Source organism: Stenomitos frigidus ULC18 (genome assembly GCF_003003795.1).
Classification (GTDB): Bacteria; Cyanobacteriota; Cyanobacteriia; order Leptolyngbyales; family Leptolyngbyaceae; genus Stenomitos; species Stenomitos frigidus_A.
In genome coordinates this window covers 79,300-92,936 of record NZ_PVWK01000159.1, presented here as the reverse complement: position 1 = coordinate 92,936, position 13,637 = coordinate 79,300, and the positions used below count along the sequence as shown (strand labels likewise).

The 13,637-nt window shown below is 52.5% G+C and carries 13 protein-coding genes; 3 read left to right on the top strand and 10 right to left on the bottom strand.

Features of this window, described 5'->3' with window-relative positions:
- Positions 1-68: 68 nt before the first annotated feature.
- From C7B82_RS30040 to C7B82_RS30030, 3 genes are all read right to left on the bottom strand, one after another.
- Entirely contained in the window at positions 69-524 is a 456-nt protein-coding gene (locus tag C7B82_RS30040; RefSeq protein WP_106260911.1) for an EVE domain-containing protein, read from the bottom strand.
- A complete protein-coding gene (locus C7B82_RS30035) occupies positions 521-904 on the bottom strand; it encodes a hypothetical protein (RefSeq protein ID WP_106260909.1) in 384 nt (127 codons plus the stop codon). Before C7B82_RS30035 ends, C7B82_RS30040 begins: the two co-directional genes overlap by 4 nt.
- A gap of 103 nt (positions 905-1,007) precedes the next feature.
- The gene (locus C7B82_RS30030) at positions 1,008-2,033 is read right to left on the bottom strand and encodes an ABC transporter permease (RefSeq protein WP_106260908.1); all 1,026 of its coding nucleotides are present in this window, start codon (positions 2,031-2,033) and stop codon (positions 1,008-1,010) included.
- Between the two features lie 169 nt (positions 2,034-2,202).
- Here C7B82_RS30030 and C7B82_RS30025 point away from each other — a divergent pair, with 169 nt between their 5' ends.
- Positions 2,203-3,636, top strand: a complete 1,434-nt coding sequence (locus C7B82_RS30025) for a cytochrome P450 (RefSeq protein ID WP_106260906.1) — start codon at positions 2,203-2,205, stop codon at positions 3,634-3,636.
- A 124-nt stretch (positions 3,637-3,760) separates the two neighbouring features.
- Here C7B82_RS30025 and C7B82_RS30020 read toward each other — a convergent pair whose 3' ends face one another.
- The 6 genes from C7B82_RS30020 to C7B82_RS30000 form a co-directional block, all read right to left on the bottom strand.
- Positions 3,761-4,324, bottom strand: coding sequence for a pentapeptide repeat-containing protein (locus C7B82_RS30020; protein ID WP_106260905.1), 564 nt, complete (start codon positions 4,322-4,324; stop codon positions 3,761-3,763).
- 40 nt (positions 4,325-4,364) lie between these two features.
- Entirely contained in the window at positions 4,365-4,517 is a 153-nt protein-coding gene (locus C7B82_RS32855) for a hypothetical protein (protein WP_219904766.1), read from the bottom strand.
- 30 nt (positions 4,518-4,547) lie between these two features.
- Positions 4,548-4,763, bottom strand: coding sequence for a hypothetical protein (locus tag C7B82_RS30015; protein WP_106260903.1), 216 nt, complete (start codon positions 4,761-4,763; stop codon positions 4,548-4,550).
- A 133-nt stretch (positions 4,764-4,896) separates the two neighbouring features.
- Positions 4,897-5,283, bottom strand: coding sequence for a hypothetical protein (locus tag C7B82_RS30010; RefSeq protein WP_106260901.1), 387 nt, complete (start codon positions 5,281-5,283; stop codon positions 4,897-4,899).
- A 155-nt stretch (positions 5,284-5,438) separates the two neighbouring features.
- Positions 5,439-5,654, bottom strand: coding sequence for a hypervirulence associated TUDOR domain-containing protein (locus C7B82_RS30005; RefSeq protein ID WP_106260900.1), 216 nt, complete (start codon positions 5,652-5,654; stop codon positions 5,439-5,441).
- A 223-nt stretch (positions 5,655-5,877) separates the two neighbouring features.
- Entirely contained in the window at positions 5,878-7,749 is a 1,872-nt protein-coding gene (locus C7B82_RS30000) for an aspartate kinase (RefSeq protein ID WP_106260898.1), read from the bottom strand.
- 147 nt (positions 7,750-7,896) lie between these two features.
- Between C7B82_RS30000 and C7B82_RS29995 the strand changes: the two genes are divergently transcribed.
- Positions 7,897-8,763: an alpha/beta hydrolase gene (locus C7B82_RS29995; RefSeq protein WP_245940162.1), complete on the top strand. Its 867-nt coding sequence runs from the start codon at positions 7,897-7,899 to the stop codon at positions 8,761-8,763.
- Positions 8,764-8,811: 48 nt separating this feature from the next.
- Here the strand turns inward: C7B82_RS29995 and C7B82_RS29990 are convergent, their stop codons facing one another.
- Entirely contained in the window at positions 8,812-9,474 is a 663-nt protein-coding gene (locus C7B82_RS29990) for a TetR/AcrR family transcriptional regulator (protein WP_106260895.1), read from the bottom strand.
- Positions 9,475-9,795: 321 nt separating this feature from the next.
- Here C7B82_RS29990 and C7B82_RS29985 point away from each other — a divergent pair, with 321 nt between their 5' ends.
- Positions 9,796-13,635: a WD40 repeat domain-containing protein gene (locus tag C7B82_RS29985; protein ID WP_106260894.1), complete on the top strand. Its 3,840-nt coding sequence runs from the start codon at positions 9,796-9,798 to the stop codon at positions 13,633-13,635.
- Positions 13,636-13,637: the final 2 nt, after the last annotated feature.

The window sequence follows — 13,637 nt, the reverse complement described above, 5'->3', positions numbered from 1 at the left end:
CCAGGGGGCGAACTCTGACCGCTTTCGCGTAAGTCCGATCTATATAAAATGATGATAAACGCTGGCTTCTAACCCTTTGCTTGTTTCAAAATCTGCTCTGCAACCGCTTCTGGTACCGGCATCACCGAGAGCCGATTACCTTGACGCACGACCCACAGGTCATCCGGGCTGAAGGTTTCGCGCAGTGTATCCAGCGTGATGATTTGCGGGAAGGTTTCAACAAAGGCAACGATGACGGTTTGCCAGCGTGGGGTGTCTTTTGTCGCTTTAGGGTCGTAGTATTTACTTTTGGCATCAAACTGGGTTGGGTCAATGACATTCGGCTCGGCCACCTTCATCAGACCGACAATACCCGGTGGTGTAGTGTTGGAGTGATAGAAAAAGACCCGATCGCCCGGTACCATCGATCGCAAAAAGTTTCGCGCCTGATAATTACGCACGCCATCCCATACCGTGGTGCGATCGCGTTTCAAGTCCTCAATGCCGTACACATCCGGTTCCGATTTCATCAACCAATAATTCATGCAGGTTCTCTCTGCGCGGTATCTTTTTGTGCGATCAACGTTTCAACCACTCGCACCAAGCGATCGACCGTATCCGCCTGCCGATTAGCCGTGGCCGAAAGATCTTTAACACTTTCCTTGACGGTAGTTGATAGCTCCTGAATCGATTCTGATTGCTTCTGCACCATCTCGAACTGTTGCTGCGTCATCTCGAACTGTTGCTGCGTCATGACAGACTGTTGCTGCACGACTGCCTTGATGTCGGTCAAATCAGCTCTAAACTCCAACGTACTTTGCTCAACGCTCAGCCGAAATTCAGTGATGCCCTCAGTCAATTTGCCGACCTGATCAATCAGCACATCCATCTTGTTGCCGAGATTACCGTTGGAAGCATTGGTCATGGTAGAAAGTTGGGCTGATGGGTGCAAATGAAGGGATTCTAGCGCTAATTTTGTCACTCTAGTAGCGAATCCGTGGATCAATATACGCGTTGAGGATATCGCTCTAGTAGCGAATCCGTGGATCAATATACGCGTTGAGGATATCGATGAGGATACTGACCAGGGCAACGATCGCCGCAAAGAAAACGACAATCCCCTGCACTGTAGGATAATCGCGTTGAGCAATCGCGCGGTAAAGGCGATTGGCTAATCCAGGCCAGGAGAAGGTCACTTCCGTCAGAATGGCACCACCCAACAGCGCCGCAAACGTTAAGCCAAGGATGGTAATCACCGGAATCATGGCATTCTTCAGCGCATGGGAGACGAGAATCCGGCTTTCAGGAATGCCTCTGGCTCTCGCAGCTTCTACATAGTCTGACTTTAGGGTTTGCTTCAGATTCACTCGCACAATGCGCTCAAAAATCCCGCTAATGAGAATGCCCAGCGTCAGGCAGGGCAGCGCCAAATAGTACAGCGCGATGAAGAACTGTGGGAGGTTGCCTGTGAGCAGACTATCGATCGTGTAAAGCCCCGTTGGCCCCTCCGGCGCCGGAATGGTGATTGGGAAACGGGTGCCGAGTGGGAACCAACCTAACTGGACGGAAAAAATGAGCTGTAGCAGCATCCCCAGCCAGAACAGCGGAATCGAGTATGTGAGAATGCCAAACAGCCTGCCGCCAACGTCAAACGGTGAATTGGGACGCGAGGCAGAAAGCACGCCCACACCAATGCCAACCGTGAGCGCGATCGCCATACTGAAGACCGCTAACTCAACCGTTGCCGGAAAAAACTTGAGAATAATCTCCCACACCGATTGCCCCTGGCTGACCAGCGATTTGCCTAAATCCAGGTGCAGCAGCTTCCACAGGTAGTCAAAATACTGCACAATCAGTGGCTTGCCTAACCCAAGCTGGTTGCGCAATTCATCTTTAGCGGCCTGGGGCGCACGCGGCCCTAAGAGCGCATCAACCGGATCACCAGGGGTCGATCGCAGGAGCAAAAAGACGGCTGTCGTGATCACCCACAGCATGAGGGGTGCCAGGAGCAAACGCGCCAGGACATAGTAACGGAGAGAGCTAGAGCGGGACATTAAAGAGTTTTGAGGGCGTGGTTTTTAGTTGTTAGAGTCTGAAGAACAGTCAGCGCTCGCGGCACTGTTCACCTTTAACCATCGCATGGGTTGCGGCAGTGCTGACAGCATTAGACTATTATTCTCTAAAATCAAACGCCAAAATTCAAACAGGGTCACACGTTGAGCTATGAATACGACAATCCAACCGCTGCCAACCAGCCAACCGCTGGATGTGATTAACCTACCTGCCTGGTTGCAGCACTTGCGGTGGGTCGGTGACCCCATCGGTTACATGGAAACAGCCGCCCAGCAATATCCTGACATTTTTGGCGGCAAAGTCGTTGGGTTTGGCAGCAACCTGGTGTTTGTCAACCAGCCACAGGCCATTCAAGAGATTCTGACCAATGATGCGTCTGGCACCCCACGCAAGGCTAAAAGCAGAACCTATGCAGCGCCTGGTCATTTGAATCGCATCTTGTCACCGCTGCTGGGTGACTCGTCTGTCATTATGTTGGACGGCGATCGCCACCGACGACGACGACAGCTATTGATGCCACCCTTTCACGGCGAACGGATGCGTGCCTACGGTCAAATCATTCGAGACTTAACCCTCCAGACCTTTGAGAGCGTTCCCCTCAAGCAAACCTTCTCAGCTCGCAGCGTCATGCAAGAGATTTCGTTAGGCATCATCATGCAGACGGTTTTTGGTCTTTCTGAGGGCGATCGGTTTCAGCAACTCAAGCGCTTGTTGGCATCAATGTCAGACTTGTTTCGATCGCCGCTTTCTTCCAGCCTTCTCTTTTTTCCCATCTTGCAGAAAGATCTCGGTGCCTGGAGCCCCTGGGGCAATTTTGTGCGTGAGCGTCAACAGCTGAATGCCCTGATCTACGCCGAGATTGCCGAGCGGCGATCGCAACCGGGCGATCGGATCGATATTCTCTCGCTGCTGATGGCTGCACGAGACGAAGCCGATCAGCCCATGACCGACCAAGAACTGCGCGATGAATTGATGACGTTACTTTTCGCCGGACATGAAACCACAGCAACGGCATTGTCCTGGGCGCTGTACTGGATTCACCATGTACCCCATGTGCGGGAAAAACTGCTCCAGGAACTCGCAACGCTCAGCGACAATCCCGACCCGCTCGATATTTTCCGGTTGCCTTACCTGACTGCTATTTGCAATGAAACCCTGCGGATTCACCCCATCGCCATGCTGACCTTTGCAAGAATCGTGCAAGAACCGACCGCGCTACTCGGTCGCGCTTTGGAACCAGGCAATGCGGTCGTTGGCTGTATCTATCTCGTGCACCAGCGGGAAGATCTGTACCCCAACCCGAAGCAGTTTAAGCCAGAGCGGTTTCTCGATCGCCAGTTCACCCCCTACGAATTTATGCCCTTTGGTGGCGGTGCCCGTCGCTGCATTGGCGAAGCTCTCGCCATGTTTGAGATGAAACTCGCTCTGGCGACGATCCTGTCCCGCTACGAGCTAACGCTTGCCACGACGCAGCCAGAATATCCTCGCCGTCGGGGTGTGACTCTGGCTCCTGCCAATGGAGTGAAGATGCTCTTAACGGGAAAACGTCTCCGTCAAGAGCCATCCCTCATGGAAATGGCATAACGGCAGCGTTCAAACTGTCACGATGAAAATTGCATGATGGGGCAATGGGAGCGTACGACGGCGAGACGATCGCATCATCGCACGCTCCATCATCGTTAACTTTTAGGACTGCCCTCTAAGACTGCTATGGTGCTGGTATCGCTGCCGGAGTCTTCCCGCCCTGCTTAAATTCTCTGCCGTCGGGCATGCGGGCACCATCAAACTTAGCACCGGTTAACGTTGCTCCTGCCATCTTTGCCCGTAAAAGGTTCGCTTTCTGAAAATTCGTTCCTTCTAAAATCGCGCCCCGCAGGTTGGTTCCTTCCAGGTTGGCACCACTCAAATCGGCTCCTGATAAATCGGCTCCTGATAAATCCGCTCCATAGAGGGTTGCTTTGACAAGCTTGGCTCCCTTCAGGTCAGCACCGTTCAGCTTCACCAGTGCCAGGTTTGCTTTCTCCAGGTTGGCGTTAGTGAGCACCGCAAAGCCCAGATTAGATCCCTGGAATGCCGCTTCTGTCAGATTCGCGCCGCTTAGGTTGGCTCCCTGCAAGTCATAGCTGTATAAGTTAGCGCCAGCCAGATCACAACCGACACAGGCTCTGTCGTTAATGAGCTTTGCCAAATTATCGGGACTGGCAGCCGATGTGACTGCTGCCAGCGCGAGCAGCGTCAAAGTGCCAAAAAAGATTGGAGTGATGGGTTTCATGAGGAGTGGCAACGGTTTGAGTGTTGAAGTAGTGGAGCGGTCAGTTGCCCACCGATCGTAATACGAACGATTGCTCTTTCCAGTAAACCGCGATCGCACTCCATTCGTGTGTCATCCGCCAAAATTTTTGATCGCAGGGGGACGATGCAAAACAACCCACCATCTGAAGCTGCCAAGACAAAGCTTTAGTCACAAGCCCGCCCTGAAGCGTGTAAAGGTGACGCTACAGAACGGTTGACAGTTCACTGACAATCTGAACCCGTCCTTTGCGTAACGCATGCAGGATACGATCGATGCTGTGCAGTTCTTCTTCGATCGTGGGTTCATTGAGCAGTACTGCCAAAATGCCATAGCGATCGGCCAGCGTAATCTGGCCAGAAACGCTGACTTGGGCAAACAGTTCAGAGATGGCGCAAGGCAGTGGACTAATTGCAACCATGACGGCACTTAGAACTCAATGCTCTTAGTATCGAGCGCTTTCCTTGAGATCACAGTGACCAACCGTCGAGTAGAACGTGACGTATTCTATCCCTTTGAGTGATCCAGATCAGGTCTTTGAGTGATCGCGCCTGTTAGCGAAGGGAGGATGGAGCGGTCGACACAGTGGCACTGCCGAAAATAGGAGTGGGATCAAGCCCTGTAATCTGCTGGAATTGCTCTGGAGCGATGGTGCTGATGAACGCTCGCACTGCTGGATCACCTTGTAAAAAGGCTTGCTCTTCCCACTGTTTCAGCAGTTCATACGCCTTGGCAAGAAAAGCACAGCCTCGCAGAAGGGGTACCTGAAGCCAGCCATCAACCAATGTTTGCACAAGAGCAAGCTCAATTAGGGGCGTTGGGTAATGGTCGAGTAGCAGGTGTAAGTCCTGATCAAACGCCTCAGCATCATTGCCATTCAGCTGATAACTGCTGACGATGTGTTTCACTCGCTGCCAACTCAGCTGCACTCCAATTTCCATTTAGCCCTCAGTTAAAGTGTTTAACCTGAAGATTCTTGCTAACAGAAATTGTAGTCTATGTGATTAAGGATTCTAGTGATTGGGATCGTTGCACCACCGATCTAACAGCGTCGATCGCTGTCTTCCTCAAGGACTGAACTAACGTTAATCTGGCGTTAATCTGGCAGCTTTTTCAGTACGTCTGGCTGATGAGCCGCTTCTTGCCCAGTTTTGTCACTTTTCACTAAATACTCTGGGTGCGCCTCTGAAGCCGCTACATGATGCCCTTTAATGTCGATCGGTGCAGTCAGTTTGCGTTGAACCGTGCCAGTGATCGTTCCTTGAGCGCTGTGCCACTCAACCCGATCGCCCTTTTTCAATGTGTCAGCCATACGATTCCTCTTCCTGTTGCAATGACTTTCTACCAAACAATAGGGGCGATCGCACGACATCACCTCTATCTGACGTAGCGCTTGTGTCGCTCCTTAGGCATTAGTCTCTACCTCTACGTCATCAGCTAGAAAAATGTGAAAATTACCTCCACTGTATGAGAGAGAAATCTGATGATGTGGTTGTAACTAATGATGGGTGGAACTTACTGGGGCTTCTGTGCGGCTATGCTGAAACCTGAATCTGTTGCTCGCCAGACAGACCAAAGGCAGCGTGGATGAGACGCAGCGCTGTGATGCCATCCTCTTTTGCAACGACGCAGCTCACTTTAATTTCAGACGTGGCAATCATTTGGATGTTGATTTGATGCATTGCCAACGCTTCAAACATGCGGGCAGCCGTGCCTGGTTGGTGCACCATGCCCGCACCGACAATGCTCACTTTGGCGATTTCACGATCGACCACAATCTCGCCACAGCCTAAACTGGGTGCCGCTTTCTGCAATACACTACACGCCATGTCTGCGTCTAACTGTCCGACTGTGAACGCGATATCGCGCGTCGTGATGCTGTTGATCACCCGACACCGTTGGGATTGAATAATCATGTCGACGCTGATAGTTTGAGCCGCCAGAAGTTGAAACAGTTCTGCTGCCATGCCAGGCCGATCGGGAATATGCCGAATCGCCAAGCGTGCCTGGTTGAGGTCGAGCGCAACGCCACGGATGGGACGGGGAGAGTTTTGCGACGCGACGCTAGAGGGCTTTGAGTGTTGAGTGTTGAGTGCTTCCAACTGCTGACCGCTAACCGCTGGCTGCTGGCTGCTGACGGCTGATTGACTCACACCAAACGCCTCACAGAGCGCTGCGATCGCCCGATCGCAGTCAGTCTCATCAATAACGCAACTGACTTTGACTTCGGACGTTGAGATCATGCCAATATTGACGCCAGCTGCTGCGAGCGTGGAGAACATTTGTGCAGCAACACCCGGACGACCAATCATGCCTGCGCCTGCGATCGCCACTTTTGCAATGCGTTGCTCCACCATGACTTCAGCATCACCATCGTGATGTGTGCCCCCTGCATTCAGAGCAGGAAGAATGGCGCTAGCCACTGCTTCTGCCTGCTTAAGGGAGTTTTTAGTCACCGTGAAGGCAACATCATTGGTGTTGCTTTCATGAATTGACTGAATAATCAGGTCTACGTCCAAAGCTTGATGGGCAATTTCACCGAAAAGTCGGGCCGCAACACCAGGGCGATCGGGCACCCGTAAAAGTGATACCTTTGCCTGATCGGTGTCGAACTCAACGCCATCAACAGGAGACGCCAGTTCCAGCCCTTCTAATGATCGTGCCTGTACTGTCGGTGATACAACCCAGGTACCTGGTTCGTCAGTCCAGCTCGATCGCACAACCAACGGCATCCCATAGTTACGGGCAATTTCAACCGCACGCGGATGGAGCACTTTTGCACCCAGGCTGGCAAGCTCCAGCATTTCATCGCAGGTGATTTCTGTCATGAGTTGGGCATCGGGCACCAGTCGCGGATCGGTGGTCAGAATACCAGGAACATCCGTATAGATTTCGCAAAAGTTGGCATGCAACGCCGCCGCTAAGGCCACTGCAGAAGTATCAGAGCCGCCTCGCCCCAATGTTGTAATTTCTAGATCGTCGGTGTCAGTGATGCCTTGAAAACCAGCCACCACAACCACTTTGCCCTCTTTTAAGTGGCGTTCCAGTCGTTCTGTCTTAATTTGCAAGATGCGAGCACGAGCATGTTCGCTTTCGGTGACAATGCCAACCTGTGCGCCAGTGAGTGAGATAGCGGGTTGCCCCAAGGTATGCAGTGCCATGCTCAGAAGGGCGATCGATACTTGCTCTCCGGTTGCCAGCAGCATATCCATTTCCCGCCGACTGGGGTTTGGAGACAGCTCATTCGCCAGCTTTACCAAACCATCCGTCGTCTTTCCCATGGCAGAAACAACTACAACAAGGTCATTCCCAGCCTTCACTGTTTGGACGACCCGTTGCGCGACCGCTTGAATCCGCTCTACCGAGCCTACCGATGTGCCACCGTATTTCTGAACAATTAGCGCCATAACTCTCTTTTACTCTGCGTTAGGAGACAACTGCTTCACATGCCCCCTTTCTATCCTGCCAGCAATGCGAGCCTAAAGTGCGAGCCTAAACAGAGTATATGAACGATCGAGCTTAGGATCTAAAAAGCTTACGGATGACACCTCCGGGTGAAGCGCGTAGGGAATGCCGATCGCTGGCGTTGTATTCAACAACGGTTTGATACAGCTCGCTTGCTTGAACACGATCACACGTCGTTTATCCCCCCTATACGCATTATGGGCATCATCAAAATCATTCGAGACTTCCGCTCTGACGTTGAAAACATGACGCGGACGATCCGCATCTTTACGCCGGATGCTTACACCCAGCATCCTGAACAATCCTTTCCAGTGCTGTACATGTTCGATGGGCAGAATGTCTTTTCTCATCCTGAGTCAGCTATGTTCGATACCTGGTGCGCCAACACCACTATGGAGGCACTCGTTAAGGACGGTAGCACTCGTCCCTGGATCATTGTCGCGATCGACAGCACGCGCGATCGCATGATCGAATACTCCCCCTGGCTGGGTGGTCGCGGTGATTTGTGCGCTCAGTTTGTAGTCAATCAGCTCAAGCCCTATATTGACAAGACCTATCGCACCCTGCCTCAGGCGCAATGGACCGGCGTGATGGGTTCCAGCATGGGTGGGCTCATATCGCTCTACATCGGCAAAAAGTACGCCAAGACAGTGGGTCGCATTGGTGGTCTGTCCCCAGCCTTGATGTGGGGCGGCGACCAGATGTTCAAACTTTGGGATCACCGCAGTGACATTTGGTCAAAAATCTATCTGTATGTCGGCAGTCAGGAGCAGTATTCGTTTTATGGCGTATGGCTCGACTACGTGCCCATTACGCAAAACTTCTACAATCAGCTGAAACGGTTGGGCTATAGCGATCACGAAGTCCATTTTCTGTTAGCAAACGGCGAATCGCACTACGAAACCTCGTGGCAGCGACGGTTGCCTGAAATCTGGCGCTGGCTGCTAGAAGGTTAGCTCTAGAAGGTTAGCTTTGGAGAGGGCGCGATCGCGTGTCAATGATCCTCACGTCTGCCGTTTGACGCCTGCCAGGATAAACGCAATTGCCTCTTGTGTATGGCGCTCAACCATTGCTGGATTGCGAAAATCCCAATCTGGGGCAAGATGTTTTACGTTGTCATAGGTTGTGAAGTAAAAATTGCACACCCCTGCAATGTTAATCGCCGTCAGCCAGGGATCAACGGGACGGAAAGTGCCGTCTGCCATGCCACGTTCCAGAATTTTGAGGAGGTAGGCAAAAGGAGCCTGCCAACCTGCCTTCTCAAAATATTTGCCACGGTTCTGACTCGCTTCTTGAAAGAGAATCATCTGCTGATAGGGATGGGCCGCTTCATGGGCGATCGCGCCTCTCACTAGCATTTCCAGCGCTTTTTCTGGAGACAAGTCATCCAGGGGTAACTGTTTAATCGCATCCAGTAGCTCATTGGCCGGGCGCTGCAAGACAGCCTGATACAACTGCTCTTTGTTCTCAAAGTAGTAGTAGATCATGGCTTTGGTGACGCCTGTGCCAGCGGCGATCGCTTCCATACGTGCCCCGCTTAACCCATGCCGCGCAAACTCTTCCTCTGCTGCATTGAGAATCTGTGCTTTCGTCGCTTCTGGATCACGCGCCTGGCGAGGCTTTTTGGGCGATCGCGTTGATGGTGTTGCTTTGCTTGAACGACCCACAGTGCTCCATCACTCTGAACAGACATCATATCTTAACCAAAATGCCCCTGCAGGCTTCCGGACGAGTGAAACCTGTTGCCGCCGCTTGAGACGTTTCAGCAAAGCCGTTTTCTTTGTAGTTTCTTTAGTAGATAGATGTTGAAGTTTGTGGACAGATGTTGAAGGATCAATTCACCTTATGCCTCAAAATTCTCACCCGATCGGGTGCAGTTTTCTTTATTCAGATGTAAGTAGGATGAGCGACATCATTGAGAAGCATATTGTCGTGTTCCCCAATGTGGGAGGCGAATAATGATTAGTGATGAGAGTAGAGTCTTCACAATGGACGTTGAGCAAGCCCTAGTTCTAGTGGATCGCTTACTGGAAGGGCAAAAACTCAGAGATGTTCAGGCACAGGTTTTTCGTTATGCCTGGTCTGGATGGACCTACCCAGAAATTGCTGAGCAAATTGGCTACGATACAGGTCATACTCGCGATGTAGGCTCTAAACTGTGGCAGCAAATTAGCCAGGCGGTTGGAGAGCAGGTCAACAAGAAAAATGTGCAAACGGTGCTGCACCGACAGCTACTTCAGAAAGCGGATGGGCATGAGTCGAGTACGTTAATTTTTCAGCCTGAATCAAGAGAGCCAGCACGATCGAGCGTGGCTCTTAGCGACGTTAAAACTGATCACGGTATGCGGCTGGATGAACCACAGCTAGCACTAACCAGTAGCCCTTTGCGGCAACACTGGGGAGAAGCGATCGATGTTTCGGTGTTTCATGGCCGCACGTCGGAGTTAACGCTCCTAAAGCAGTGGCTTTTGCAGGATGGTTGCCGCCTAGTCACGGTCTTAGGTATGGGCGGTATGGGCAAAACCACCCTGGTCACCAAGCTGGCACACCTGCTGCAAGATGAGTTTGATGTGCTGATTTGGCAGTCGCTCCGTAATGCGCCCGCGATCGCAGATGTTCTAGCACACGTCATGCAACTGCTTCCAGGCCAGCACACAACACCGTTACCCATGAGCCTGGAGTCCCAGATCACCAGCGTGATGGCAGGTCTACGGGCTTGCCGCTGCTTGCTGATCTGGGATAATTTTGATGCGGTTTTGAGCAGTCATAGTGCTGGGTTACCGGCCAATAGTCAGGGTGTTGGGTTACCGGCCAACAGTCAGGCTCACAGTCAAGCTGGGCAGTATCGGGAAGGGTATGAAGCTTACGGTGAATTGTTGCGGCGGATCGGCGTAGAACATCATGCTAGCCACGTGCTGTTAACCAGCCGGGAGCAACCGAATCTGCTAGCCATGCTGGAGGGCGAAACCCTACCGATTCGCACCCTGCGGCTCACTGGGCTGGAGGCGACCGCGATTCAAGCCATCTGTCAGACGAATGGGTGTCTTGCTCGTTCCCATCAAGACTGGAGCATCTTGGCGAACCAGTATGCTGGGAACCCCCTTGCCATCAAGATTGTTTCGTCCGTGGTGCGAGATTTATTTGAGGGACAATTGACGCCTTTCCTCCAACAGGGGGCGATCGCCTTTGGTGACATTCGCACTCTGCTGGATGAGCAGCTTCAACGCCTGTCCGAGCTAGAACGGCACATCATCTACTGGCTTGCCATTGGTCGAGAGTGGGTTTCGTTAAATCAATTACGCTCCGCTTTAATGCCCTCGCCCTCGCAGACGGCACTGCTAGAAGCCTTGATCTCACTCTGGCAGCGATCGTTGATCGAGCGACGAGACGGGCGCTTTACGCTCCAACCAGTTGTGATGGAATATGTGACCGAACAGTTGCTCGATCGCGTGTTTGCAGAAATCACAACCTGGGAAATCGAACATCACGAGACGCTCCTGCGCTCTCACCCTCCCACCCTCCCACTCCTCTGCACCCATGCATTGATTCAAGCTCGCACCGAGGATTATTTGCGGGAGAGTCAAATCCGAGTGTTGCTGGCTCCTCTGGCGATACGGTTGGAAAATTATTTTCAATCAATCAACAACCTGGAATGCCATTTGCAGGGAGTGCTTTCTAGCCTACGCCGCCATTCGCTGGCGATCGGGTATATGGGTGGCAATCTCATCAATCTGCTGCATGAATTAGGCATCAGTTTGAACGGTTACGATTTTTCGCACTTGGCGATCTGGCAAGCCTGTCTCCAAGGTGTGGACTTGCATCAAACCGATTTTACGGGCTCGCAGTTTTCTGAATCAGTGTTTACTGAAACCCTTGCCATACCACTTGCGATCGCCTTTAGCCCATCAGGAGACTGTCTAGCAAGTGGCGACTTGAACAGTGCCGTGCGGCTATGGCGAGTCGCGGATGGCGAAACGGTGTTGATTGGCAAAGGGCATAGCGGTTGGGTCTGGTCGATCGCGTTTAGTCCAGACGGTAAACGACTGGCAAGTGGCAGTGAAGACCACACTGTGAAGCTGTGGGATGTGGAAACGGGTGCCTGCCTCAAAACGCTGGAAGGACATCCCAGCCCGATCTGGTGCGTTGCCTTTAGTCCCGATGGGCGATTGCTAGCTAGCAGTAGTGAAGACTGGACGGTGAAACTGTGGAATGTGCAAACAGGTCACTGTTTAACGACCCTGAAAGGCCATCAAAATTGGGTGCGCTCTGTTGCGTTTAGTCCCCTTTCTAGGAACCCTGACAAGCAGGATCGATCGCTACTGGCCAGTGCTGGCGATGACCATACGATTAAGCTCTGGAACTTAAAGACCGGGAAGTGTGAACGCACATTGAACGGACATCACGATCGCGTGTGGTCGATCGCCTTCAGCCCCAATGGTCGGTGGCTTGCCAGTGGCAGTAGTGACCAAAGCATCAGGCTATGGGATGTGCAGACAGGGGACTGTCTGAAAATTATGGAAGGACATGAAAGCTGGGTGCGCTCGATCGCCTTCAGTGCCGATGGGCGAACGGTCATCAGCGGCAGTGAGGATCGCACCGTACGTTTCTGGGATTGGCAAACAGGAACCTGTCGCCAGATCTTGTCGGGGCATACCAGTTGGGTGCGTTCAGTGGCCGCTCATCCCAACACATCGCTGGTTGCCAGTGGTAGCGGTGACCACACCATTAAGCTTTGGGATAGCGAAAGTGGTCGCTGTTGTCGCACGCTAACAGGCTGTACGAATCGCGTTTGGTCGATCGCCGCACTCTCCAACCTCACCGCTACGGACAGCAGACTCGTCAGCAGCCACGATGATCATTGCGTCCGTCTCTGGAACCTTAGCACTGGGGAGTGTGAACAAACGCTCCGAGGACATACCAATGCTGTTTGTACGATTTGCTTCGCAAACCCTCAAGAGAACGCGGTTAGTCCAACTCCCTCAGCGATCCCGGCAAAGGGCACTGTAGAGGGCCTGATCGCCAGCGGCAGTGCTGACTGCACCATCAAGCTGTGTAATGGACAAGGGCAATGTCTGGCAACGTTGCGAGAGCACCTCAGCCGGATCTGGTCGGTGGCGTTCAGTCCCGATGGTGAATGGCTTGCCAGCAGCAGTGATGACCAGACGGTGAAGCTATGGCAGGTCGCCACACGACGGTGCCACCAAACGCTGCAAGGACACACCAGTTGGGTTTGCTCAGTTGCCTTTAGTCCTGTGCCGTCTGTCAGAACGGCACTGCTGCTTGCCAGTGGCGGCTATGACCAAACGGTGAAGCTGTGGGATGGGATGACGGGCGCATGCCTGCAAACCTTAGAAGGACATACCAACTGGGTTTGGACGGTTGCCTTTAGTCCCGATGGTCAAACCCTTGCTAGCGGCAGCGGCGATCACACAATTAAGCTATGGAATGTGGAGACTGGGACGTGTATACAAACGCTGCAAGGGCATTCTAGCCGCATCTGGTCGATCGTGTTCAGCCCCGATGGGCAGTGGTTAGCCAGCGCCAGTACTGACCAAACCGTGAGGCTGTGGGACGTTAAGACAGGCAATTGTTTGCAGATCTTGCGGGGACATACCAACGTTGTCACGGCGGTTGCGTTCACGTCAGATGGCTATCTCACCAGCAGCAGCCAGGATGAAACCATCAAGCTCTGGGATCTAGCAACGGGTCAATGCCTTAATACCTTAAAAGCCGATCGTCCCTATGAAGGCATGGACATTACAGAGATCAAAGGTTTGACGGACACTCAAAAGGCAACTCTAAGGGCATTAGGAGCGCTTGAGCATTAGAT

Coding starts and splice junctions, on each gene's coding strand:
- C7B82_RS30040 (WP_106260911.1), bottom strand. CDS start 524: ATGAATTATTGGTTGATGAAATCGGAACCGGATGTGTACGGCATTGAG.
- C7B82_RS30035 (WP_106260909.1), bottom strand. CDS start 904: ATGACCAATGCTTCCAACGGTAATCTCGGCAACAAGATGGATGTGCTG.
- C7B82_RS30030 (WP_106260908.1), bottom strand. CDS start 2,033: ATGTCCCGCTCTAGCTCTCTCCGTTACTATGTCCTGGCGCGTTTGCTC.
- C7B82_RS30025 (WP_106260906.1), top strand. CDS start 2,203: ATGAATACGACAATCCAACCGCTGCCAACCAGCCAACCGCTGGATGTG.
- C7B82_RS30020 (WP_106260905.1), bottom strand. CDS start 4,324: ATGAAACCCATCACTCCAATCTTTTTTGGCACTTTGACGCTGCTCGCG.
- C7B82_RS30015 (WP_106260903.1), bottom strand. CDS start 4,763: ATGGTTGCAATTAGTCCACTGCCTTGCGCCATCTCTGAACTGTTTGCC.
- C7B82_RS30010 (WP_106260901.1), bottom strand. CDS start 5,283: ATGGAAATTGGAGTGCAGCTGAGTTGGCAGCGAGTGAAACACATCGTC.
- C7B82_RS30005 (WP_106260900.1), bottom strand. CDS start 5,654: ATGGCTGACACATTGAAAAAGGGCGATCGGGTTGAGTGGCACAGCGCT.
- C7B82_RS30000 (WP_106260898.1), bottom strand. CDS start 7,749: ATGGCGCTAATTGTTCAGAAATACGGTGGCACATCGGTAGGCTCGGTA.
- C7B82_RS29985 (WP_106260894.1), top strand. CDS start 9,796: ATGGACGTTGAGCAAGCCCTAGTTCTAGTGGATCGCTTACTGGAAGGG.